Here is a 20096-nt window from a genome sequence, read left to right on the forward strand (position 1 = left end):
TCGTTTCAGATTCCTATCCTATTCTTTCCGTCAGATAGACAATCTAAAAAATCCGAAAGAATAGGAAGTTGTTTGTCGGAATCGATTTATATCTTAGAAATCTTGAACACTAAACATACGTTATGTTTTTTGCTTGTTTGAAATTTGATATAGTGAAGAATGAGTTTGTGCCGAAAGTGTTCGAGAGCAATGGATACAAATTTTTCTTTTTCTCTAACGAAGGAAATCCGAGAGAACCTTTACATATCCACGTTCGCAAAGGGGAAAGAGTTGCAAAATTTTGGATCGAGCCTGAAATATTGTTGGATGAAAATTACGGATTTCGTTCTCAAGAGCTGACCTGGATTCAAGAAGAGATCGAAAAGAATCGGCGACTGATACAAGGAAAATGGAATGATTTCTTCAACGCATGAAGCACGCGCACAGAAGGTCTGGTTCGACGCAGATAGTCTTTGGGTCGCTCTTTACGACGGCAGAAAACTTTCAGTACCTCTAACATACTTTCCTCGTCTTCTGCGTGCGACTTCGAAACAAAGAGCGGAAGTCGTTATCAGCGGAGGCGGAATCGGATTGCACTGGGAGGAAATCGACGAAGACATCAGCGTCGCCGGTCTGTTGTTGGGAACCGGCGATCAAACGAAACGGTTTTCCCGTTAGAGGTTCTTATACTTCCTCAAATTCTGATAGTTGTAATAGTTCGAACTTACGATCCTGCAGTAGTCTCGGGGTTCCTTGACGGGAAGTTCTTCCAAGAAATGATTGAAGTCCCCGTGGTAATGATTCCGTTTCCATTTGCGGAGATTTCCCGGCCCGCCGTTGTAGGCGATCGAAGCCCACTGAAGATTTCCGTTCGACGCGACGAGATAACGCAAAAACCGCGCGCCCATCTCGATCGAAACCTCCGGATCGAACAAAGAGTAAGAATCCAGATTCATCCTCTTGGCGAGTTCCCTTCCGGTGGGTCCCATGATCTGCATCAGACCTCTCGCGTTGGAAACCGAAACCGCGTTCTCTTTAAAAAAAGATTCCTGACGCATGATCGCGTAGACGATGTCCTCGTCGATTCCGACGTTCCCGGAAATCGAAGAGACCAAACCGCGATGCGGTCTCGGATAAATTCTCGCCGCGAGTTTGGAAGGAAGAAGAATCACGTCGTCGCTGAGTTTTTCTTTCTTCATGAGCGATCTTGTGTGAAAGACGGTGAGATATGGAGTTGCGGTTTGTTCGCCTAACGCCGCGAGGATTTCCTCTTTTTCGTTTTCCCCGATTCCCTGTTGGACTTTATATCTTTGCACCAAGGAGAGGGCGTAGGCCATCTCTCCGACTTCGAGATATTCCTTTGCGGTTTGAAGATAACGGTTTCCTCGAATCTTGGAATGTGCGTTGTCGATGCGCACGTTCAATTGAAACGCGGCTGCCTGCGTCGCGAATTCCAAATCCTTTCCTAAGATCTTTCCTGAAAGTTCGGGAATCCCCGCGGTCAAAGAAAGATATTCGAAAAGGTTGTCGCGGTTCCAGGTCGGATTGGAAGGAAGAGGGAAGGCCGAGATCTCTTCCTGGAATTCCTCCCGGATCACGCGCGTATAATACGAACCCGGAATGTGTTTGTAATACGACTTGAGCCAGGAATTCAGTTCCTCGGTCCGACCGTTCTTTTTCAAAAAACGAAGATACCAATAGACGAGTCTTCCTTTGACGGGAAGATCGGGAATTTTTCGAAGCGCGTCCTTCCAATACGCGTCTCCCAAAAAGTTTTCGTGATTTCCCGTGAGAAGTTCGATGAGTTCGTCTTGTCGGATTAAATTGGTGGGATTTTTTTCGAGGGAGTCTATTAGATTTCTGAAATATAGATCCTTGTTCCCCTGTTTTTTATACGCTCTCGCGTAGCTGTATAAAACCTCGTCGTTCTTTTCGGCTCCAGAGTCGTTCAACAAATCCAAGGCCTTGCCGGAAAAACTTTGGTTGGTCAGTTCTCTCGACATCGCGGCGGTAAAGTCCGGATTGGATCTCGCGAGTCCCGAGTTGCGACGAAAGAAGTTCGGAAGCGATTCCGGTTCGTAAGCGGCGAGAACGCGGGCGGTATTGCGGAAGGCTTCTCCCTTGGAAAAGGAAACCTTTTCCAAATCCTTTGCGGAGAGAAGGTGTTTTTTTTCGGACGCGTCCAGATGGGGAAGAAATAAGGCCGCTCGTTCGGGAGTGAGGGAATGATAAAAGGAATTTCCTTTCCAGACTTGCAGATCTTCTAAGATGAATTTTTTCACCGAAGATAAAACCGCGGGATCTTCCAAGATCGAATAGAAGATCGATTCCGCTTTTTCGGTGTTCCCCGATTTGTAGAGCGATTTCGCATAACGGTATTGGATCATCGGAGAAAAAATTTCGGCCTGTTCGCGGTCGCTGAATCCTTTCGCGAAATCCAGACATTCCTGGATCATTCCGGCTTCGTAATAAATCTTAAAAATTTCGGAGATCGCGTTCTGCGAGAGGGGATCGTTTTCTCTCGGAAACTTCTTTAAAAGTCCGATCAGTTCTTCCTTTCCGAGAATCTTTCGATGCGCTGCTTCTTCATAGAGTTTCCAAAGCGAAAGACGCGTGATGATCGAAATCGACGGAAGCGGAGAATTCAGGATTTCCAAAAGATCCTGTCTTCCCGGAGAGGACACCATTCTCCCTTTGAGAAGGGAAACGAGATAAGAAAACTTTTTGTCCCGGCTTCCATCCGGATGTTCCTCGTGATAGCGGACCAAGGCGTAGACCTCGGACTCGGTTCCCGGATGACGCTCCCGAAAAATGCGGTGTATTTTTTGAAGGCTGTAGGATTTGATCAGATATTTGAGATCATCGTTTGCGTAAAGGTTGCCGAAAATGAAGAGGAGTAGGCTGGTCAGGGCGAATTTTTTCATTCGTATTCTTTCTTTACTTACCTTTTCGGCCTAAGGATTCAATCGCAAAAAGGAAATTCCCATGCAAATCCTGGAAAAAGAAAAAACAAACGATTTGTGGCCCGAGATCACTCTCTCTTCGTTCGCGGAAAAAAATTTTACGCCGGAGGAACCTCCGATCGCCGAGATCGTTTTACCCAGACGCAAAAAAAACGAAGGTCCGGTTCCGCGCAATCCTGAAATCCTAAGACTCAAATCCAAAATTTTGGAATATTTTTCCGGCGCTCTCAACAAGGTTCATTCTCCTTTTTCCAGTTTAAGAATCGACTTGCTCGGAGAATTCCGTTTTCAATCCGACGCGACTTCTCCTTTCGAGGAAGAAGGTCTTTCCGAACGCGAAAAAAATCTTCTGAAGATTTTCTTCGAGGAACTTTTGGACAAGGCACTGGAGGAACACCAAGCCGATCCGGAAGTCTTTCAGGTTTTGGAATCCTTTCTTCTGCACGAACAGGAACTCGACGAATATCTCGCACTGACTCAGGTTTACGATCAGGATCTTCCCTTTGTCGTGGAGGCGAAACAGCTTCTCGCGCTCATGGGAAAAATTGAATATTCCGAATCTTTAATGAATAAAGGTTCGTCCCGTTTTCAAAAGTTCGGCGCCCTCTGGAAATTCGGCGGCCTTCAGGTGGAAGATCGGGAAACGATCTACGATCTCGTCGTCACGGGGGAGGAGCCGGGGCTGCTCGGACTTGCATGGCTTCTTTTCAAACACGAGACCACCGGTTTTAGAACCGTGTTCCCCATCGAACGAAGGGTTCTTTCGGTGATCGAACATCTCAGCTCCGAAGAAAAGGAATCCTTTTTTAAGGCGTATTCTTCCCGTCACGGTTATCTGGAGAACTATTTCGTTTTAAAAAGAATCCGTCCCCGCGAATACAGAAAGGCCTGGCTCGAAGGGGAAAAACAGAAAAACGGAAGATCGGTTCTGCTCGGTTCGCTTCAGGAAAATATCCTCGCGGGCCAGGACGAATCCCTCGAAAAACGTTATGCGCTCTTGAAGGAAAATCATCTCGTTTACACTCTCAGTCCTTTCGAACTTCTGATTCTCTTGAACTCCACGGAATCTTCGAACGTGCAGAAAGAAATCGGAGGTTTTTCGGAACGACTTCCGGATTCTTATCTTACGCGCAGGGCGAAAGCCGCGCTTCTCTTTTTCAAAAAGGAATATGAGAACTTTCTAAACTCTTTGGAGCAATGCGGACGTTTCCGTTTTTCTCCCGAAATGCTGTATCTGCAGGGTTTGGCTTTGATCGAGATCGGCCGGTCCGACGAGGGAATCGGAATTTTGGACAGCCTTCTTTTGAAATTTCCGGATTCGGATTATCTGCGTTTGGTTTTGGAACGTTACAAGAAGAATTGATTTCGGCGAACTTCCCTTGACAGATCTCCGCCGAAAACGGAGAATTGAAGTCGATCGGAGTTCCCTAAAAAATTTAGGATCGTAAGAACAATCCAATGGCAATCAGTCACGAACAAATTCTCGAACTGCAGAAATACCAGAAGATGATTCATCAGCTGGAAAAGATCTCGAGGGAGTCGAAGAACGACGAACAACGATACCGCGTTTCGAGGGATTTGGAAAAATACAGAAACAAGATGAAGGACATTTCTCCCGAAGGAATTCCGGATAACTTGGACGTGGCCGCCGAACAGATCAAACGATACAAAGACAATCCGAACGAGGCCGGAAGAATTCTCGCGAAATATCCGGTCATGAAAATTTCCCCGAACTCCAACGATCCCGAGGTCAATCAGATCGGGACTTGGATCAACGTCATGGACCGGGAATATCTTCCGATCCTCAACGAAACCCACGTCCGTTTCGACTTCTCCCATACCAACGAAAAGGACGGGGTCGTTAAATACATGGAGAACATCCGCAGAAACATCAAGGTTCTCACCGAGACCATAGAAGAATTTCACGCTGCGGAAAAACAGGAATTCCGCGAACAGCTCAGCCGTATGAAAAACAAACAGACTCGGATCTTCATCGCGGAGGCATTCGAGATGTTTCAGAAGTTCAACGAATTTCTCAACAAGGTTCTGAAAGAGACCAAGGAAGTGGGCGGGGTCATCATGAACTTGGAAGAACCGATCCGTTTCAATCCGAGATTCGAACGGGCCACCGAGCTGGAAGGAAAGGCGATCCTGGACGCCCTCAAGGAATTTCAGGAGTTCACCGCCGAGGCTCTCGATCGCATCAACGTTCCCAATATCCGTTGATGTTCCCGGACATCCAATTTTCAAGACAAGGTCTGAAAAATCCTTTTCCGTCTGACGGGATCTGCATATTTAGTGATTTTAACTCCCTCCGAAAAGGACATACAGGAAAGACAGGCGCATGGCACTCGTTAAAAATTCATCCGAAGTTACGAACTCCACCATCGGAGAAAATTCCTACTTCAGCGGAAAATTCTTTATCAACGGATCTCTCAAGATCGACGGAAAATTCGAAGGTAAGTCCTTACAAGCGGAACAGCTTTATATCGGCGTTACCGGTAAGGTAAAAACCAATATCACCGCAGCCAGCGTTATCATCGAAGGAATCGTTATCGGAAACATCACCGCAAGAAACAGAGTGATGCTTCTTCCTACTTCCAAAATTCTCGGAGATATCCGTACTCCCGAGTTGATCATCCAGAACGGAGTGATCCTCGAAGGACGTTGTATGATCTCCAACGACCTCAAACATTCCGCAAAAGATCTGATCGATCTCGAGTATTCGAAAGATTCTCTCAGCGTGGAAAAAATCTTCGGAAAACAATCCGGAGCGGCAAAAGAATAATCCAAGGGCTTTCGTTCGGAGTTCTTCCGATCCGAAAGCCGTTTCAAATCAAAGTGAACCGGATCCTGATTACAGAAGGCGACCCTTGTGGAATCGGTCCGGAGATCTTCCTTCATTCCCTTTCTCTTTTAAAAAAAATCTCCAAATCCAGACCGATCGTTTATTTTCATTCGGGTAAGTTTCCGCTTCCGAAAGATTTTGCGAACGTTGTCGCAGAGGAAATCGTTCCCGCGGTAAAGAATTCTTCCGTTTCCGATGCGGCGACGAACACGTCCGCGCTCCGATCCGCATCGGCTGAAATCGGAACGAAGGGTTTGTTTGCGGTTTCGCACAACGTTCTTTCCAAAAAGGAAATCGCTTCCTTGAAGTTCGGAAAACCTTCTTCGTTGTCCGGCAAATCGGCGTTAGGTTCTCTTTCTCTCGCGGTCGAATTTCAAAAAATAGGAGGAGGGGATCTCATCACTCTTCCTTTGAGCAAGGAATGGGTGATCGCTTCGGGAGCGTCCGCGTTCCGCGGTCATACAGAATTTTTAGCCGAAGAATATAATACGAAAACGTATATGCTCATGTCCGGTAAGGATCTGCAGGTTCTTCCTTTGACGACTCACGTTCCGTTGGTGCGGGTGCCCGAGTTTTTGAAAGGGATCGATCTTCCTTCGTTGGCGGACTCGATTCTTTCCTGCGATCGGATCGACCGCAATAAACCCGTCGCGTTTTTGGGTTTGAACCCGCACGCGGGAGAAGGCGGCAAGGTCGGAAAGGAAGAAGCGGAAATTTTAGAACCTATGATTGCGTTTTTGAAAAAGAAGGGTTTGAAGGTGGAAGGGCCTTTGTCCGCCGATTCCATGTTCGGCGAATCCGCGAGAAAGAAGTTCGGTCTGCATCTGGCTTGTTATCACGATCAAGGTTTGATTCCGTTTAAAATGTGGGAAGGGAAGAAGGGCGTGAATCTTACCTTGGGTCTTCCGTTCATCCGCGTTTCTCCCGATCACGGAACCGCGTTCGATATTGCCGGGAAAGGGCTTGCAGATTCAGCCAGCTTTGTAGAATGTCTGCATCGAGTCGTCGGGAATCGTTCGTGATTTTCGTAATCATACGCCGCCGGTAAAAACAAAAACGAGGGTTTATGCCTGGACTTTTAGAACAAATCGTATTTCCGATTTTCCTGTTTTGGTTTTGCGGTCTTACTTTGGTATTGTTCCGTTCCGACTTCGAGTTCGTCTGGAAGATCATCTTCGTTTTCGTTTTTATCTTTTACTTCTTCCAATACTTTCCGGAATTAAAGGCGAGTTACGAACGGTTGACCGCGAGTTATCCCGTGGAAATTCTTTCTTGGATCTACGGAATCGGAAAAGGTTTTTATTTCTTTTTGTTCTTTCTTTGGCCCGTGGCTTTGTTTCGGATCTTTTATTCCGCTTCTCCGCAGGTTAGCAAATCCCTCGCGAAAGCGCTGGTGAGTGCGACCCTGATCTACTGGAGCGGTTTTATTCTCTACAACAACTTTTCGCCCGAAGTGGACGGTTTTTTAAACGGCACGTTTTTGAAATTCTTGAAGTTTTCCACGAAGTAAGTTCGGTCTAAAGTGTAGAATGAATCCACTCTACTTACAATCCTTCGGCGAATCGGAAGAGGCGAAGAAACATTTTTTGACCGCCTACGAATATCAAACCAAGGGAAATCTCAAGCTCGCTTCCAAACACTATCGTTTGTCCATCGCGGCCAAACCGACGGCCGAGGCTTGGACGTTTTTGGGTTGGTCCTATTCCTTGGCGGGAAGATTGGATCGTGCGATTGAGTTCTGCAAGACGGCGATCGAAACCGATCCTACATTAGGAAATCCTTATAATGATATCGGCGTTTATCTGCTTCAGCAAAAACGCTATCAGGAAGCGCTTCCTTGGTTTGAACGGGCGAAATCGGCTCCGCGATACGAGGTGCCGGTGTATCCGTACTTCAACGCCGGTTCTTGTCTGGAAATTTTAGGTCATATCGAATTGGCGCGTCTGGAATACGAAAAGGCGATCGCCATTCAGCCGAATTATCCTCCCGCAAATCTGGCTCTGAAACGGATTTATATTCGATACAATTGAAGATGTAGGATTAAAAGATTCGGCCGTTGTTCCGACGATTTTTTCGTGAAACGTGCTGGCGCCCCACCCGCGTTGGGTGGAGGAGGAGAGGTGGCGGGAAAACCTTACGAATTTTCCTTTAACAGAAAAGTCTCCGATCCACAACAAAAAATCCCGATTCTTGTCGGAACATTCAGCGAAAAACGGCGGACCTTTCTCCCGTTCTAACTCTGCAGGAGATCCTACATCTTTAATTACTACGATCTTCGCTTCCGATTCCCGAACGACCGCGAGTAGACCGCGTTTTCAAATCAAAAAAGCGTCGATTTCAATCGGTTCCCGCTCATTCGAATTCCCTTTATCAAAACTTTAAAAATAGCAAAAACGATCCAGTTTCCCGTTCAAAACTAGGATATGAATAACGGAGAACGGGAGGAAAACATGCGTTTCAAAAGTTTACAAAAAGGAATCATCACGGAGCGGATAAAGGAATCAAAAGAATTCTACACGAAGGTTCTCGGCCTCCGCGTAAAATACGAATCGGATTGGTTCGCGCTTCTCTGTTTGCCCGAACGCCCCGAATACGAGATCGGATTTATGTTGCCCGGTTTGGAGCAGGTTCGCAAGGATTACTTTCAACAAAAGTATGCCGGTGCCGGAGTTTGGATCATATTAGAATCCGAGAATGTAGCGCAAGACTACGAACGAATGAAGGACAACGGCGCTCCCATCGATCTGCATTTGACCGAAGAAGAATGGGGAGACGTTCACTTTACATTGGTCGATCCGAACGGAATCGGAATCGATATCGTTCAAGCGAGGGAAGCCGAGGCCGGCCAAGGCATGGAAGAAATTTCCGCATAAAATCGTAGAAGACAAAAAAGCGAAGCCGAGGCCGGCCAAGGCATGGAAGAAATTTCCGCATAAAATCGTAGAAGACAAAAAAGCGAAGCCGAGGCAAAACGTGAAACGAATCGGTGAAGCGAAGGGAACCCAAAAAATTATATCCGGCTTGGGATCATATTCAGCAAAAGATCGGAGAGCCGATCGGACTGAATCAACTCGCGTTTCTCAGTAACCTTTCGCCTTGGCATTTTCATCGGATCTTTTCCAAACTTCAGGGAGAATCCGTACAGGAATACATTCGCAGGTTGCGATTGGAAAAGGCCGCCTACGAACTGAAAATTTCCTCGTATCCGATTTTGGAAATCGCGTTGGAAGCCGGATACGAATCGAACGAAGCCTTCACCAAAGCGTTCAAGCGGGCATTCCAAATTACTCCGAAAGAATTTCGCAATCGATTTCATAAAGAAAAGCGAACCGTTTGGAAAGAATCCGCGGTTCCGAACGGGATCGATCCCGATGAAATCTATAAAAAAGAAATTTCTTCCTTTCCCATCGTTTACGTTCGTCATCACGGTCCTTACGAAGAATTTCCCGGATTCGATCCGAATTCCGAGGAAGTGCGATCGCTTCTTTCGTTTTTAAAATCCAATAACTCTTTACCGGAGAATCATCAGTGGATCGGGATTTCGCAGGACGATCCGGAAATCACTCCGTCCGAAAAAATACGTTTCGACCTCGGCGTTTCCGTGGCCGCTGGAGAAGTTTCGAATGAAGGCGCACTCGGAAAACAAACCGTAGCGGGAGGGAAATACTTGGTCGTTCGACATCGGGGCGACTATTCGAAGTTACCGGAAGTATATTCATTTCTTCTAAATCGTTTTGCGACTGAGAAAAAGTTGGCGCTGAAGAATTCCCCGCCTTTCGAAGTGTATTTAGATCCGTTCCGTAAAAAATTTGAAGTGACGATTACGGATATTTACATTCCTCTTCAAAAATGAGAAAGTCGTTTGTTAAGCGAATGTTTCCTGGCGAGAAAGTATTTTCCCGCTTCTTTGGCGAATGATTCCTATGTTTCAACGATTGACAGCCATTTTATTCACCACTCTCTTCTTTGCGGCTTTGCCCGCTTGGTTCTTATCCACATTGGAAGGATGGATTTATGTCGATTGTTTCCGAAGCCGATCGAATGCATCGAATTTTGTCGTTCCGATGGAATGCAAAATTTCCGAGCAATTCGCATTTTCGTCTCGGAGCACATCGTATCCAACGATGGATGTACGTTCTTCGAAAACGGTTTTACAAGTCCGTCGCGGCAAGAGCGTCACCTATCAATTGGTTCTTGTTACGCCCGACGGCGAACGCGAAGTGTTGCGGGCCCCAATCGGGAAATCGGACATCGATCGGATTGCAATCGAGCTGAAGGGTGCTCTCCGATCGGGTTCCACGGAATTTCATGCCGCAGTCGATCCGGAGCCTTTGTTTTGGATCGGGTGGTTTCTGCTCCTTCTGTTTGCGGGGGTAGGCGTGTTGCTCGCGTTATTCGGAGCCCGATCTGAAAAAACGGAACCGCAATGATCTCACCGAGAAAAGCGTAAACACGTTACCCGGGCTCTTGAACTTTACTTTTATAACAACGTTTTCTAACAATGTGTGGGAACTCATACAATTTGCGGCCCGTCGAAACGGTTGAACCTGCGAACGATTGTAGGAACTCATACCGATTTCGAAATTGAATCTTGCGGTTTGTTTTGTGAATCAAAGTAGGACCTCTCACTCTTCCACGATGATTTCAGGAAACGTTTCGCGAAAATGTGGGAACTCACACCAATTGACAGGTCATCGAAGTAGTTTGCCTTTCTAACCAATGTAGGAACTCACACAATTTGACAGGTCGTCGAAACGGTTGAACCTGCAAACGATTGTGGGAACTCATACAAAGTCGTTTACCACAGAACCATGTAAGAGTTCCCACAGCTTTCACGACCCACGAGAATGTAGGATCTCCCACATTCCCTCACTTCTTCTTGCGTTTGCTGCTCGCGGCCTTTAAGGTTTTGGATTTTTTCTCGGAAAGATCCTGTTTTTCCTCGAACTGAAAGTAATAGTCGTAGGGTTTTTTGAGGATTTTAAAAATTCTCCAGAACTCAATCACATCGAGTCTGCGCTCGCCGGATTCAATTTTGGAAATATACGATTGCGGTTCTCCCAAAAGTTTCGCGATCTCGAGTTGCGTGAGATCGGCTTCTTTTCGGGCGGCGATTAAATTCTTACAAAAGATTTTCGCCTCAGGTGAATGAAGGGACTTAAACAAAACGAACTCATTTTACATTCCGAAATGGAATATACCAAAATGGGATATTTTTGACTTCCAACTTTCGGTTCGGGGAGAATTTCGAGACAAGAATCACTTTAAAAACTTTGAAACTTATATTTTGGATGATCGCGATGACTTGAAATGTTATACGATGAATGGCAAGTTCATAAAACGAGAGGCGAATTGTAATTGTGGACAAGGTGGCGACTAACGTATCTGATTTTGAAGGGACTTTGGAAATTCAGCGTAAATTCAAGGATCGTATCGATGCACCGTAAATAGAAGAATCCATTCTTTGCATTCGAATGAGGTCATACGAATTGATTCTAATCGACCGACGAGCGTTCTTACGGATGAGTTTTAACCCGTTTCCAAATGACGAAATACGCAACAACGTAAACACCGAGACTCATCCAGAACACGACGCTTCCCGGAATCCCGATTTCTCTATGAATCCCGAACAAGATCATCGCGGGAAGATTCGCCAAGGTAAACGCGATCGACACAAGTCCTTTGTGTTCCGTTCTCACGGCTACGAGCTGATAGAGATGTCTTCTGTGCGCTTTGAGAATATTCTCCCCATCCTTCAACCGCAAAAGAATCGTTAGGATTCCGTCCACAAAGAACACGGGCAATAAAAAGAAGGTCGACGTTAATTCGAACTGAACCCAATTCTTCTCATTGATAAAAAGCAACGGCAAAACGGCGATCGCATAACCGAGAGGCAACGAACCCGCGTCCCCCATAAACAGATGCGCTTTGGGAAGATTGAAGATCAAAAATCCGAACAATCCCGCGCAGATCCAAAGATAAAACGTGGGTAGAAACGATTGAAACAAAAATGAAAACGATAAGACCGCGAGTAGAAAGTGAGATACGAGATACGTGTCGAGTCCGTCCATAAAGTTGCAAACGTTTACGACGAACAACACGTAGACGATCAAGACCGCCGTCGACGCGCCCGGGATTCCGCTCAAATCGATTCCTAAGAATACGAAACGAACCGGAACGAATCCGAAAAAGAAAATCAAGAACGCGATCTCCAAAACCAATCGGATTCCCGCACCGAGAGATAAAAGATCGTCCGCGAGTCCGATGACGAAAAAGAACAAAAGTCCCGCAAAGAAAAAGAGAATCCTGTCTTCCGCATTCTCGAATCCTCCAAACCAAACAAGAGCGATCGAAAAGACGCTCAGAAAAATCCAGATTCCTCCGGACTTTTTGGTCGTTCCGACGTGCATGCTTCTTTCGTTGGAGACGTCCGAAATTCCGAACGTATCGGAGCGCAAATACATCCAGGAAAGAATCGCCGTGATAAAGAATAAAAGTACGGAAAGAATTCCCGGATTCCAGAAATGTGAGATCGGTTCCACTGGCATTCCAGGCTAGACGGAAGGAATCTCCCTGCAATCAGAAATCGAAAACGATTTTGATTGCCAAATCCGGCCAAACTGGGGAACCTAACCTTATGTTCCAGGGCGTTTACACAGCAATCATCACACCATTTAAAAACGGAAAAATCGACTACGACAGCTATTTCAAGCTTCTGGAAAAACAAATCAAAGCCGAAGTCAGCGGGGTTGTTCCTTGTGGGACAACGGGAGAATCTCCGACTCTTTCTCATTCCGAACACGCGGAGTTGATCCGCGAAACCGTCAAGGTCGTCAAAAATCGTATTCAAGTCGTCGCGGGAACGGGTTCCAATTCCACCCGAGAGGCGATCGAGCTCACGGAGGCGGCGTGCAAGGACGGAGTCGACGGAATTCTTTCCGTAAATCCGTATTACAACAAGCCGACTCAGGAAGGATTGTTTCAGCACTTCAAAGAAATCGCCGAACATTCTTCCGTGCCGGTGATGCTCTATAATATTCCCGGTAGAACCGGAGTGAATCTTCTTCCCGAAACGGTACTTCGTTTAACAGAAGTAAAACAGATTCGTTCCATGAAAGAAGCAACGGGAGATCTGGGGCAGATGTCCAAGTTGATTTCACTCGTAGGTCATAAGATGACCGTTCTTTCGGGAGACGACAATCTTACTCTTCCTCTTTTGTCCATCGGCGGAGTGGGGGTCGTTTCCGTGGTTTCGAATTTATTTCCAAGGGCTCTCGTGCAGCTCGTCAACGCGTTTCACGAGGGAAATATCGCGGAAGCGAGAAAGATTCACTACGATTTTCTGGACGTATTCTCTCTCGCATTTATGGAAACCAATCCGATTCCGATTAAGGCAGCTATGAGCTGGTTCGGACATTGTTCTCCCGAAATCCGTCTACCGATGACTCCTCTTTCTCAAAACGAAACGAGCGCGAAATTTAAAAAGGCCCTCGAAGGTCTGAAAGAAAAAGGATACGAGTAAGAAATGTCGGAACAAAAATTTCAGATCGCTCTGATCGGAGGATCGGGAAGAATGGGGCGCGCCATCATCACGGTGCTTTCCGCTTCTTCCAAGTCTTCCCTTTCTTCCGCCGTTGTCAGCGGCGGTTCCGTATTTCACGGAATGGATTCCGGTCTGCATTCCGGGATCAAACAAAACGGAGTCAATTTCACTTCGGATATCGACGCGGCCGTGAAAAGCGCGGACTGCGTGATCGATTTCAGCACGCATCAGAATTTGGATTTGACTCTTAAAGCGTGTCTAACGCACAAAAAACCGGTAGTCATCGGAACGACAGGACTTACGGAGCTGCAAAAAGATTCCGTCCAAGTTGCGTCCAAGGAAATCGCGATCGTATATTCGCCGAACATGTCGATCGGCGTGAATCTGCTTTTTAAGTTAACCGAAATTGCGGCGAAGGTGATGGGAGAAATCTCCGATATCGAAATCCAGGACATTCATCATCGTCATAAAAAGGACGCACCGTCCGGAACCGCCGAAAAATTAAAGAACATTCTTCTCGAGACCTTGGGAAGAACGGAAAAGAACGTGGTCCACGGAAGACACGGAATCTTAAAGGAAAGAGATCCCAAGGAAATCGGAATTCATACGTTGCGCGCGGGAGAAGTGATCGGAGATCACACCGTTTATTTTTTCACTCCTGAAGAAAGAATCGAGATCACGCACAAGGCGCAGGATCGCAAAACCTTTGCGGTGGGAAGCGTTCATGCGGCGGAATTTTTAGTCGGACGCAAACCCGGTTTGTATGATATGTTTTCCGTTTTAGGACTCTAACCAAGGGGAGAATGGATTTGTTTTTCTTTAAGAACATATCTCTTTTTCCTCTCGGTAAAAATCCTCTCGTCATCGTCATCGACGTTCTCATCGTAAGCGTTCTCATCTATCAGTTTTATACCACGATTCGAAGAACCAGAGGGATTCAGCTTCTTCTCGGAGTGGCGCTGATCTGGCTCTTGGGAATTTTTGCGAGTTACTTCGAACTCGAGTTGCTCGATTGGATCATCGAGAATATCCGTCCGGCACTCGTGTTCGCGATCATCGTATTACTTCAACCCGAACTCAGAAAGATCACCGCCGATCTTTCCCGGATGAAAATCTTTCAGCCCTTTCTTCTCAAACAGACGACGGACTTGGAAGCGATCTCCGAAGCCGTAAAGATTATGGCGAAGAATAAAACCGGATCTCTCATCGCCATCGTCCGTGAAAACAGTTTGAAAGACATCATCGATCAATCGGTGCAGCTCGACGCGATCATCTCCACGAGTCTGCTCATCACGATCTTTAAAAAGAATTCCGCGCTTCACGACGGAGCGGTGATCATCGAACAAAACCGGATCGCATGCGCGGGCGCATTCTTACCGATGACGCAAAATCTCGACGACGCGAGAATGGGCGCGAGACACAGAGCGGCCATCGGGATTTCGGAAGAATCGGATTCCATCGTCATCGTCACTTCCGAAGAAACCGGAGAAATTTCCGTTTGTTACGACGGAGAAATGACGCACCCGGTCAAACCGATCGAGCTGAAAAATTTCGTGAACACGATTCTGCAAAAGCGGGAAACCGGTTCGGAAAAACACAACGCAACCGCTTCTTCTTCCGAAGAAAAAACGGGGGAACACCGCTGATGTTGAAACGGATCTTCAACAACTGGCAGGCCAAACTCGGATCGCTTCTTCTTGCGATCGTGTTTTACGTGAATTTACAAAATTCTAAAATACTCGTAAAAGAAATCCATATTCCGATCGAATATCCCAAGTTAAGCGGTTCTTTGAGCGTCTCCCGTCTTTCCGACAAAACCGTCCCCGTAAAAGTGGAAGGCGTGCGCGAATACGTGAATTATTATTCTCAGTTTATGAAGGCGCATATCAACGCGAGCGAACTCAAGGCGGGGGAGAATCTCGTTTCCGTTTTTCGGATTTCCGGCGCGCCTGCGGGACTTCGAATCACAAGACTCAAGGACAAGGTCAAGGTCATCGTAGAATCTACTTCCGGGAGAACTCTTCCGATCGAAGTGAAGTTTACCGGAGATCTTCCGCCGAACTACGTGAAGACGAGTCATTTCGTTTCCCCTTCCGTGGTTCATGTCAGCGGTCCGCCCGGAGTTTTGGAAGATCTCGGAAAAATCAACATTCCTCCGATCTCCCTCAAGGACAAAACAGAATCCTTTACGATCAAACACAGGCTTCCCGATTTTCCGGCGGCTGTGAAAGTGCGGGACAACGTAAAGGAAGTCACGGTCCGCGTGAATATCTTTGCAAGCGCGTCTAACGCGGGAGAAACTCTTCTTCTCGGAATTCCGATCAAGTGCCAGAGCTTGGATAAGAATCTCGAAGCGGAATTCTCCGAGCCCGAAGTTTCGGTGAAACTGCAATCCAAAACGCCTCTCAAAAGTATCCAAGTCATCAAAGGACTTTCGGCGAGCGTGGTCTGTTCTCATAAATACGATCCAAAGACGAAGAAGATTCTTCCGGACAATAAACCCGTATTCGCAAAGATCCGTCTCAACAAGGCTCCTTCTTTGAAAGCCGTGGACATTCTGGGAGTTTTCCCGGATCGAATTTCGATTTTGTATAAGGTCAAACCGGATCAAAGCAAAACGGGCGGAGAAGATCCGGACGGCACCGAAGAGGAGAATACGATCGAACCGGATTCCAATCCGGAATTGATCGAGGAAGAATGAAAATCTCCGTAGGCAACGATATCGTGGAAAATTCCCGCATCCGGGATCTTTTGGAAAAACACGGGGACCGTTTTTTAAAACGGGTATTTTCCGAATCCGAACGGGAATATTGTTCCAATCGAAAAGATCCGATTCCTCATCTCAGCGGAAGGTTCTGCGTCAAGGAAGCCTTCATCAAAGCGATCGAACCCGGAGACAAGGTGATTCTCGATATGCGGGAAATCGAACTTTTCGGAAAGGAATTCGGAAAAAAAGAATTGGTACTCCATGGAAAATCCAAAGAATTGTTTCTTACCAAAGGTTACAGCGGTTGTTCGGTTTCGATCAGTCACGCTGAGAACTATTCGACCGCTGTCGTGGTGCTTTATAAGGAGTGAACGATGATCTCGGAAACGATGAAACAGACCATTCAGTTTTACAACGAGGGTTTGAGTTTGTACAAAACCAGAAAGTTTGCGGAAGCCTTAGAGAAATTCAAAAAGGCGACCGAGTTGACTCCGGACGACGGTCCTTCCAAAAAATACATCGGCCGATGCCAGGCTTTCATTGCGACTCCTCCTCCCGAAGACTGGGACGGGGTTTTTGAAATGAAAACGAAATAAGAGAGTCCATGTCCAAAAAACCAGCAACTAGAACCGCTCGTCCAATCACCGAATACGGAGCGATTTCCACAGTCCTCGGAAAGGAAACTTCCTTTTCCGGAATTCTCAACTTCCAAAAACCTCTCGAAATTTCGGGAGAATTTCAAGGTGAGATCGAATCCGAAGGATTTCTTCTCGTAAGCGAAGGCGCAAAGGTCCGCGCGAACATCAAAGCGGGGACTGTGATCGTGGGAGGGGAGATTACCGGAAACGTAGTCGCGACTCAAAAGCTGGAAATGTTATCCACCGGAAAGGTGAACGGAAACATCAAAACTTCCAAATTACAAATTGCAGACGGAGTGATCTTTGACGGGAACTGTGAAATGATCCAGCCCAATAAAGATTGACCCACGCTTAAACCAGTAAAAAGTGGTATCTGCTAACCCGAAAAAGCCTACGGACAGGGCTGAGATAGGCAAAATCGCCCTCATTCTGCTCCTTGGATTTTTCGCAGGAGCCGTGACGGGAGTCATTCTCGATCGCCTAACTGGCGTTTCTTTTTTCTCTTCCTACCTGCTCCGAGAAGCAATCAAATTTGAACTCTACGTAATCAAGGTCGAGATACAATTTACCCCTGCTAGTCTTATGGGACTCGTAGCGACGTTGTATTTCGTACTAAAAAAGGGGTAAAACATGTCAGTGATTTCAATGAAAAACCTTCTGGAAACCGGAGTACACTTCGGACACCAGACCCGCAAATGGAACCCGAAGATGGCGCCGTACGTTTTTACGGCAAGAAACGGGATTCACATCATCGATCTTCAAAAGACCGTTCAAAAAGCGAAAGAAGCTTACGACGCTCTGAAGAAGCTAACCGCCGACGGGAAGAAAGTTCTCTTTGTCGGAACAAAGAAGCAAGCGAGAGGCGCGATCGAAAGAGAAGCCATCCGCTCCAATATGTTCTTTATCAATAACCGCTGGCCGGGCGGACTTCTTACGAACTGGAACACGGTAAAAAGAAGTATCGCGCGTCTGAAAAAACTCGAAGGAATGGAAGCGGACAACAGCTTCGAGAAAGAAGTTAAAACAAAAAAAGAAGTCCTTACGCTGAGAAGAGAGTTGGAAAAACTCCGCAAGACTCTCGGTGGAATCAAGGATATGGCTACCATTCCTGAAATCATGTTCGTGATCGATCCTAAGAAAGAGGAGATCGCGGTAAAAGAAGCGAGAAAACTCGGTCTTACCATCTTCGCAGTGGTCGATACCAACTGTGATCCTGAACTGATCGACTATCCGATTCCGGGTAACGACGACGCGATCCGTGCGATCTCCCTTTTCCTCGAAACCATGTCCAACGCCGTGATCGAAGGAACCGGCGGAGTCGTGGAACAACCAAGATTCAGCGAAGACCTGGATTCCGAAGCTCTGGCTCTGGAATACCAAGGTGAATATGATGAAAGTGGAAAGTTCATTATGGACGAAGACGCGGACGCTAAAAAAGCCAAAGCGGCTGAAGAAGCGGCTGCACCATCCACTACGATCGAAGTGGATAAAAACGAGTAAGGGATTCTTAGCAATGGCAGTAACTACAGACTTAATCAGAGAACTCAGAGAGAGAACCAGCGCAGGGATGATGGACTGCAAAAAGGCTCTCGAAGAAAACAACGCAGATATCGAAAAAGCGATCACTTGGCTCCGTGAAAAAGGGATCGCAAAGGCCGCTAAAAAAGCGGGAAGAGAAACCAAAGAAGGTAGAGTCGTTTCCTACATCCACGGAAACGGAAAGATCGGAGTTCTCGTCGAACTGAACTCCGAAACCGACTTCGTTTCTAAAAACGAGGACTTCGAAGCTCTTGGAAAAGAAATCTGCATGCAGATCGCGGCGATGAATCCTTTGTATCTCAACGAAGAATCGATTCCTGCGGAAGACCTCGAAAGAGAAAAGGGAATTATGAAAGCTCAGCTCGAAGCCGAAGGCAAAAAGCCGGAGCAAATCGAAAAGATTCTTCCCGGAAAGATCAAGAAATACGTTTCAGAAGCTTGTCTCGTAAACCAGGCGTTCTTCAAAGACGATTCCAAAACTATCGACGACTTAGTAAAGGAAGCGATCTCGAAATTCGGCGAGAATATTCTTATCGCTCGTTTTGTTCGCTTTCAGGTAGGCGGACTCTAAGTTTTGGGAACGGAAGCGAAGTATAAGAGAATTCTAATTAAACTCTCCGGAGAGGCTCTCGCCGGAGAGGGAGAATTCGGGATCGATACCAACAAGGCCCATTCTCTCGCGGAAGAAATCAAAGAAGTCCACGACCTCGGAGTGGAAATCGCTCTCGTGGTCGGAGGCGGAAACATCATCCGCGGAACCAACCTCGCAAAAGCCGGAATCGACCGTGCGACCGCGGACTACATGGGAATGCTCGCCACGATCCAGAACGCTCTCGCGCTTCAAGACGCCTGCGAAAAAAAAGGACTCTATACAAGAGTTCAATCGGCGATCGAAATCAACTCCATCGCGGAAAGTTATATCCGCAGACGCGCCGTTCGACATCTTGAAAAAAGAAGAATCGTGATCTTTGCCGGAGGAACCGGAAATCCGTACTTCACTACCGATACGACCGCAAGTCTTCGCGCCGTGGAAGTAGGATGCGACGTGATTCTCAAGGCGACGAAAGTGGACGGAGTTTATACGGCCGATCCGAAAAAAGACAACACGGCAAAACGTTATTCTCAAATTTCCTTTATGGAATCGATCAACCGAAGACTCAAGGTGATGGATTCCACCGCGCTCAGTTTGTGTATGGAAAACAACATGTCGATTATCGTTTTCGATATTTTCAAACGAGGCAACCTCAAAGACCTTATCACCGGACAAAACATCGGAACCCTGATCTCTAACTCGGAGGACATTCAAATCGATGGCAAGTGAAGAAATCATCTCAGGAATGAAGACCAAGATGGATAAAACCATCGACTTGGTAAAAAAGGATTTCGGAACCATTCGTACGGGAAGAGCGAATCCTTCTCTGGTGGAAGACATCCGTGTCGATTATTATGGAACGTTGACTCCGATCAATCAGCTCGGAAACATTTCCGTTCCCGAACCGAGGATGCTCGTGATTTCTCCGTATGATAAGGGAATCATGAAGGACATCGAAAAGGCGATCCAAGCTTCCGGTTTAGGACTTCAACCGTCGAACGACGGTGTTGTGATCCGAATCGTCATTCCCGAACTTACGGGCGAACGACGCAAGGAACTTGCAAAAGTCGTAAAGTCCAAGTCCGAAGAAAAGAAGGTTGCGATCCGTAACATCCGCAGAGACGCGATGGAAGATCTCAAAAAACATACCGAGGGTATGTCTAAAGACGAGATCCAAACCGTTCAAGATCAGATCCAAAAGATAACCGATTCCTACATCGATAAAATTTCCGCTCTAACCGCAGAGAAGGAAAAGGAAATCACTACGATCTAACGTGGGCTTGTTCG

Annotated in this window: 26 protein-coding genes; 23 read left to right on the forward strand and 3 right to left on the reverse strand. The window is 46.7% G+C overall.

Going from position 1 to position 20096, the window contains the following annotated elements; genetic code table 11:
• The first annotated feature begins 122 nt into the window (after positions 1-122).
• Complete coding sequence (locus DLM76_RS10960; protein WP_206610255.1) at positions 123-413, forward strand: DUF4160 domain-containing protein; 291 nt, start codon at positions 123-125, stop codon at positions 411-413.
• Positions 394-657, forward strand: a complete 264-nt coding sequence (locus DLM76_RS10965) for a DUF2442 domain-containing protein (RefSeq protein WP_118955311.1) — start codon at positions 394-396, stop codon at positions 655-657. Before DLM76_RS10960 ends, DLM76_RS10965 begins: the two co-directional genes overlap by 20 nt.
• Here DLM76_RS10965 and DLM76_RS10970 read toward each other — a convergent pair.
• A complete protein-coding gene (locus tag DLM76_RS10970) occupies positions 654-2903 on the reverse strand; it encodes a lytic transglycosylase domain-containing protein (protein WP_118965203.1) in 2250 nt (749 codons plus the stop codon). The genes DLM76_RS10965 and DLM76_RS10970 overlap by 4 nt on opposite strands.
• Positions 2904-2964: 61 nt before the next feature.
• Here DLM76_RS10970 and DLM76_RS10975 point away from each other — a divergent pair, with 61 nt between their 5' ends.
• The 9 genes from DLM76_RS10975 to DLM76_RS11015 all read left to right on the forward strand — a co-directional run bounded on the left by DLM76_RS10975 (position 2965) and on the right by DLM76_RS11015 (position 10220).
• Entirely contained in the window at positions 2965-4305 is a 1341-nt protein-coding gene (locus DLM76_RS10975; RefSeq protein WP_118955309.1) for a tetratricopeptide repeat protein, read from the forward strand.
• A 95-nt stretch (positions 4306-4400) separates the two neighbouring features.
• Positions 4401-5168 (forward strand): hypothetical protein, encoded by a 768-nt coding sequence (locus DLM76_RS10980; protein WP_118955308.1) that lies wholly within the window; start codon positions 4401-4403, stop codon positions 5166-5168.
• A gap of 118 nt (positions 5169-5286) precedes the next feature.
• On the forward strand, positions 5287-5730 hold the full coding sequence (locus DLM76_RS10985; RefSeq protein WP_010575404.1) for a bactofilin family protein: 444 nt from the start codon (positions 5287-5289) through the stop codon (positions 5728-5730).
• A 53-nt stretch (positions 5731-5783) separates the two neighbouring features.
• Positions 5784-6812 carry a PdxA family dehydrogenase gene (locus DLM76_RS10990; protein WP_118955307.1) on the forward strand — a complete coding sequence of 343 codons (1029 nt, stop codon included), beginning with the start codon at positions 5784-5786 and terminating at the stop codon, positions 6810-6812.
• 44 nt (positions 6813-6856) lie between these two features.
• The gene (locus tag DLM76_RS10995; protein ID WP_118955306.1) at positions 6857-7300 is read left to right on the forward strand and encodes a hypothetical protein; all 444 of its coding nucleotides are present in this window, start codon (positions 6857-6859) and stop codon (positions 7298-7300) included.
• Positions 7301-7319: 19 nt separating this feature from the next.
• A complete protein-coding gene (locus DLM76_RS11000) occupies positions 7320-7820 on the forward strand; it encodes a tetratricopeptide repeat protein (protein ID WP_118955305.1) in 501 nt (166 codons plus the stop codon).
• Positions 7821-8240: 420 nt separating this feature from the next.
• Positions 8241-8663, forward strand: a complete 423-nt coding sequence (locus DLM76_RS11005) for a VOC family protein (protein WP_118965284.1) — start codon at positions 8241-8243, stop codon at positions 8661-8663.
• Positions 8664-8776: 113 nt separating this feature from the next.
• Entirely contained in the window at positions 8777-9643 is an 867-nt protein-coding gene (locus tag DLM76_RS11010; protein ID WP_241548223.1) for an AraC family transcriptional regulator, read from the forward strand.
• A 70-nt stretch (positions 9644-9713) separates the two neighbouring features.
• Positions 9714-10220: a 2Fe-2S iron-sulfur cluster-binding family protein gene (locus tag DLM76_RS11015; RefSeq protein ID WP_118965204.1), complete on the forward strand. Its 507-nt coding sequence runs from the start codon at positions 9714-9716 to the stop codon at positions 10218-10220.
• 439 nt (positions 10221-10659) lie between these two features.
• On the opposite strand, the gene DLM76_RS11020 is transcribed toward DLM76_RS11015, so the two are convergent.
• A complete protein-coding gene (locus DLM76_RS11020; protein ID WP_118955303.1) occupies positions 10660-10956 on the reverse strand; it encodes a helix-turn-helix transcriptional regulator in 297 nt (98 codons plus the stop codon).
• Between the two features lie 350 nt (positions 10957-11306).
• A complete protein-coding gene (locus DLM76_RS11025) occupies positions 11307-12332 on the reverse strand; it encodes an MraY family glycosyltransferase (RefSeq protein WP_118965205.1) in 1026 nt (341 codons plus the stop codon).
• 95 nt (positions 12333-12427) lie between these two features.
• Between DLM76_RS11025 and dapA the strand changes: the two genes are divergently transcribed.
• From dapA to frr, 12 genes are read left to right on the forward strand one after another with little or no spacing between them, the layout of a single operon-like run.
• Positions 12428-13312, forward strand: coding sequence for a 4-hydroxy-tetrahydrodipicolinate synthase (gene dapA / locus DLM76_RS11030; protein WP_118955301.1), 885 nt, complete (start codon positions 12428-12430; stop codon positions 13310-13312).
• 3 nt (positions 13313-13315) lie between these two features.
• Positions 13316-14125 (forward strand): 4-hydroxy-tetrahydrodipicolinate reductase, encoded by an 810-nt coding sequence (gene dapB, locus DLM76_RS11035; protein WP_118965206.1) that lies wholly within the window; start codon positions 13316-13318, stop codon positions 14123-14125.
• A gap of 17 nt (positions 14126-14142) precedes the next feature.
• Complete coding sequence (gene cdaA / locus DLM76_RS11040) at positions 14143-14979, forward strand: diadenylate cyclase CdaA (protein WP_118955634.1); 837 nt, start codon at positions 14143-14145, stop codon at positions 14977-14979.
• 2 nt (positions 14980-14981) lie between these two features.
• Positions 14982-16034: a CdaR family protein gene (locus tag DLM76_RS11045; protein ID WP_118955635.1), complete on the forward strand. Its 1053-nt coding sequence runs from the start codon at positions 14982-14984 to the stop codon at positions 16032-16034.
• Entirely contained in the window at positions 16031-16411 is a 381-nt protein-coding gene (acpS, locus tag DLM76_RS11050; RefSeq protein WP_100736512.1) for a holo-ACP synthase, read from the forward strand. The genes DLM76_RS11045 and acpS overlap by 4 nt, the downstream gene beginning before the upstream one ends.
• Positions 16412-16414: 3 nt before the next feature.
• Positions 16415-16636 carry a tetratricopeptide repeat protein gene (locus DLM76_RS11055; protein ID WP_118955299.1) on the forward strand — a complete coding sequence of 74 codons (222 nt, stop codon included), beginning with the start codon at positions 16415-16417 and terminating at the stop codon, positions 16634-16636.
• Between the two features lie 8 nt (positions 16637-16644).
• The gene (locus DLM76_RS11060) at positions 16645-17022 is read left to right on the forward strand and encodes a bactofilin family protein (RefSeq protein ID WP_118955298.1); all 378 of its coding nucleotides are present in this window, start codon (positions 16645-16647) and stop codon (positions 17020-17022) included.
• Positions 17023-17044: 22 nt separating this feature from the next.
• The gene (locus DLM76_RS11065) at positions 17045-17305 is read left to right on the forward strand and encodes a hypothetical protein (RefSeq protein ID WP_118955297.1); all 261 of its coding nucleotides are present in this window, start codon (positions 17045-17047) and stop codon (positions 17303-17305) included.
• Between the two features lie 3 nt (positions 17306-17308).
• A complete protein-coding gene (gene rpsB / locus DLM76_RS11070) occupies positions 17309-18178 on the forward strand; it encodes a 30S ribosomal protein S2 (RefSeq protein WP_118955296.1) in 870 nt (289 codons plus the stop codon).
• Positions 18179-18191: 13 nt separating this feature from the next.
• Positions 18192-18788 (forward strand): translation elongation factor Ts, encoded by a 597-nt coding sequence (gene tsf, locus DLM76_RS11075; RefSeq protein ID WP_118955295.1) that lies wholly within the window; start codon positions 18192-18194, stop codon positions 18786-18788.
• A 3-nt stretch (positions 18789-18791) separates the two neighbouring features.
• Positions 18792-19538 (forward strand): UMP kinase, encoded by a 747-nt coding sequence (gene pyrH, locus DLM76_RS11080; RefSeq protein ID WP_118955294.1) that lies wholly within the window; start codon positions 18792-18794, stop codon positions 19536-19538.
• The gene (gene frr / locus DLM76_RS11085; protein WP_118955293.1) at positions 19528-20082 is read left to right on the forward strand and encodes a ribosome recycling factor; all 555 of its coding nucleotides are present in this window, start codon (positions 19528-19530) and stop codon (positions 20080-20082) included. The genes pyrH and frr overlap by 11 nt, the downstream gene beginning before the upstream one ends.
• Positions 20083-20096: the final 14 nt, after the last annotated feature.

This window comes from Leptospira yasudae (genome assembly GCF_003545925.1).
GTDB classification, from domain to species: domain Bacteria; phylum Spirochaetota; class Leptospiria; order Leptospirales; family Leptospiraceae; genus Leptospira; species Leptospira yasudae.

What these genes read in the sequence shown, in the direction of transcription:
- DLM76_RS10960 (WP_206610255.1), top strand. Translation starts at nt 123, where the DNA reads ATGTTTTTTGCTTGTTTGAAATTTGATATAGTGAAGAATGAGTTTGTG.
- DLM76_RS10965 (WP_118955311.1), top strand. Translation starts at nt 394, where the DNA reads ATGATTTCTTCAACGCATGAAGCACGCGCACAGAAGGTCTGGTTCGAC.
- DLM76_RS10970 (WP_118965203.1), bottom strand. Translation starts at nt 2,903, where the DNA reads ATGAAAAAATTCGCCCTGACCAGCCTACTCCTCTTCATTTTCGGCAAC.
- DLM76_RS10975 (WP_118955309.1), top strand. Translation starts at nt 2,965, where the DNA reads ATGCAAATCCTGGAAAAAGAAAAAACAAACGATTTGTGGCCCGAGATC.
- DLM76_RS10980 (WP_118955308.1), top strand. Translation starts at nt 4,401, where the DNA reads ATGGCAATCAGTCACGAACAAATTCTCGAACTGCAGAAATACCAGAAG.
- DLM76_RS10985 (WP_010575404.1), top strand. Translation starts at nt 5,287, where the DNA reads ATGGCACTCGTTAAAAATTCATCCGAAGTTACGAACTCCACCATCGGA.
- DLM76_RS10995 (WP_118955306.1), top strand. Translation starts at nt 6,857, where the DNA reads ATGCCTGGACTTTTAGAACAAATCGTATTTCCGATTTTCCTGTTTTGG.
- DLM76_RS11000 (WP_118955305.1), top strand. Translation starts at nt 7,320, where the DNA reads ATGAATCCACTCTACTTACAATCCTTCGGCGAATCGGAAGAGGCGAAG.
- DLM76_RS11005 (WP_118965284.1), top strand. Translation starts at nt 8,241, where the DNA reads ATGCGTTTCAAAAGTTTACAAAAAGGAATCATCACGGAGCGGATAAAG.
- DLM76_RS11015 (WP_118965204.1), top strand. Translation starts at nt 9,714, where the DNA reads ATGTTTCAACGATTGACAGCCATTTTATTCACCACTCTCTTCTTTGCG.
- dapA (WP_118955301.1), top strand. Translation starts at nt 12,428, where the DNA reads ATGTTCCAGGGCGTTTACACAGCAATCATCACACCATTTAAAAACGGA.
- dapB (WP_118965206.1), top strand. Translation starts at nt 13,316, where the DNA reads ATGTCGGAACAAAAATTTCAGATCGCTCTGATCGGAGGATCGGGAAGA.
- acpS (WP_100736512.1), top strand. Translation starts at nt 16,031, where the DNA reads ATGAAAATCTCCGTAGGCAACGATATCGTGGAAAATTCCCGCATCCGG.
- DLM76_RS11055 (WP_118955299.1), top strand. Translation starts at nt 16,415, where the DNA reads ATGATCTCGGAAACGATGAAACAGACCATTCAGTTTTACAACGAGGGT.
- DLM76_RS11060 (WP_118955298.1), top strand. Translation starts at nt 16,645, where the DNA reads ATGTCCAAAAAACCAGCAACTAGAACCGCTCGTCCAATCACCGAATAC.
- rpsB (WP_118955296.1), top strand. Translation starts at nt 17,309, where the DNA reads ATGTCAGTGATTTCAATGAAAAACCTTCTGGAAACCGGAGTACACTTC.
- tsf (WP_118955295.1), top strand. Translation starts at nt 18,192, where the DNA reads ATGGCAGTAACTACAGACTTAATCAGAGAACTCAGAGAGAGAACCAGC.
- frr (WP_118955293.1), top strand. Translation starts at nt 19,528, where the DNA reads ATGGCAAGTGAAGAAATCATCTCAGGAATGAAGACCAAGATGGATAAA.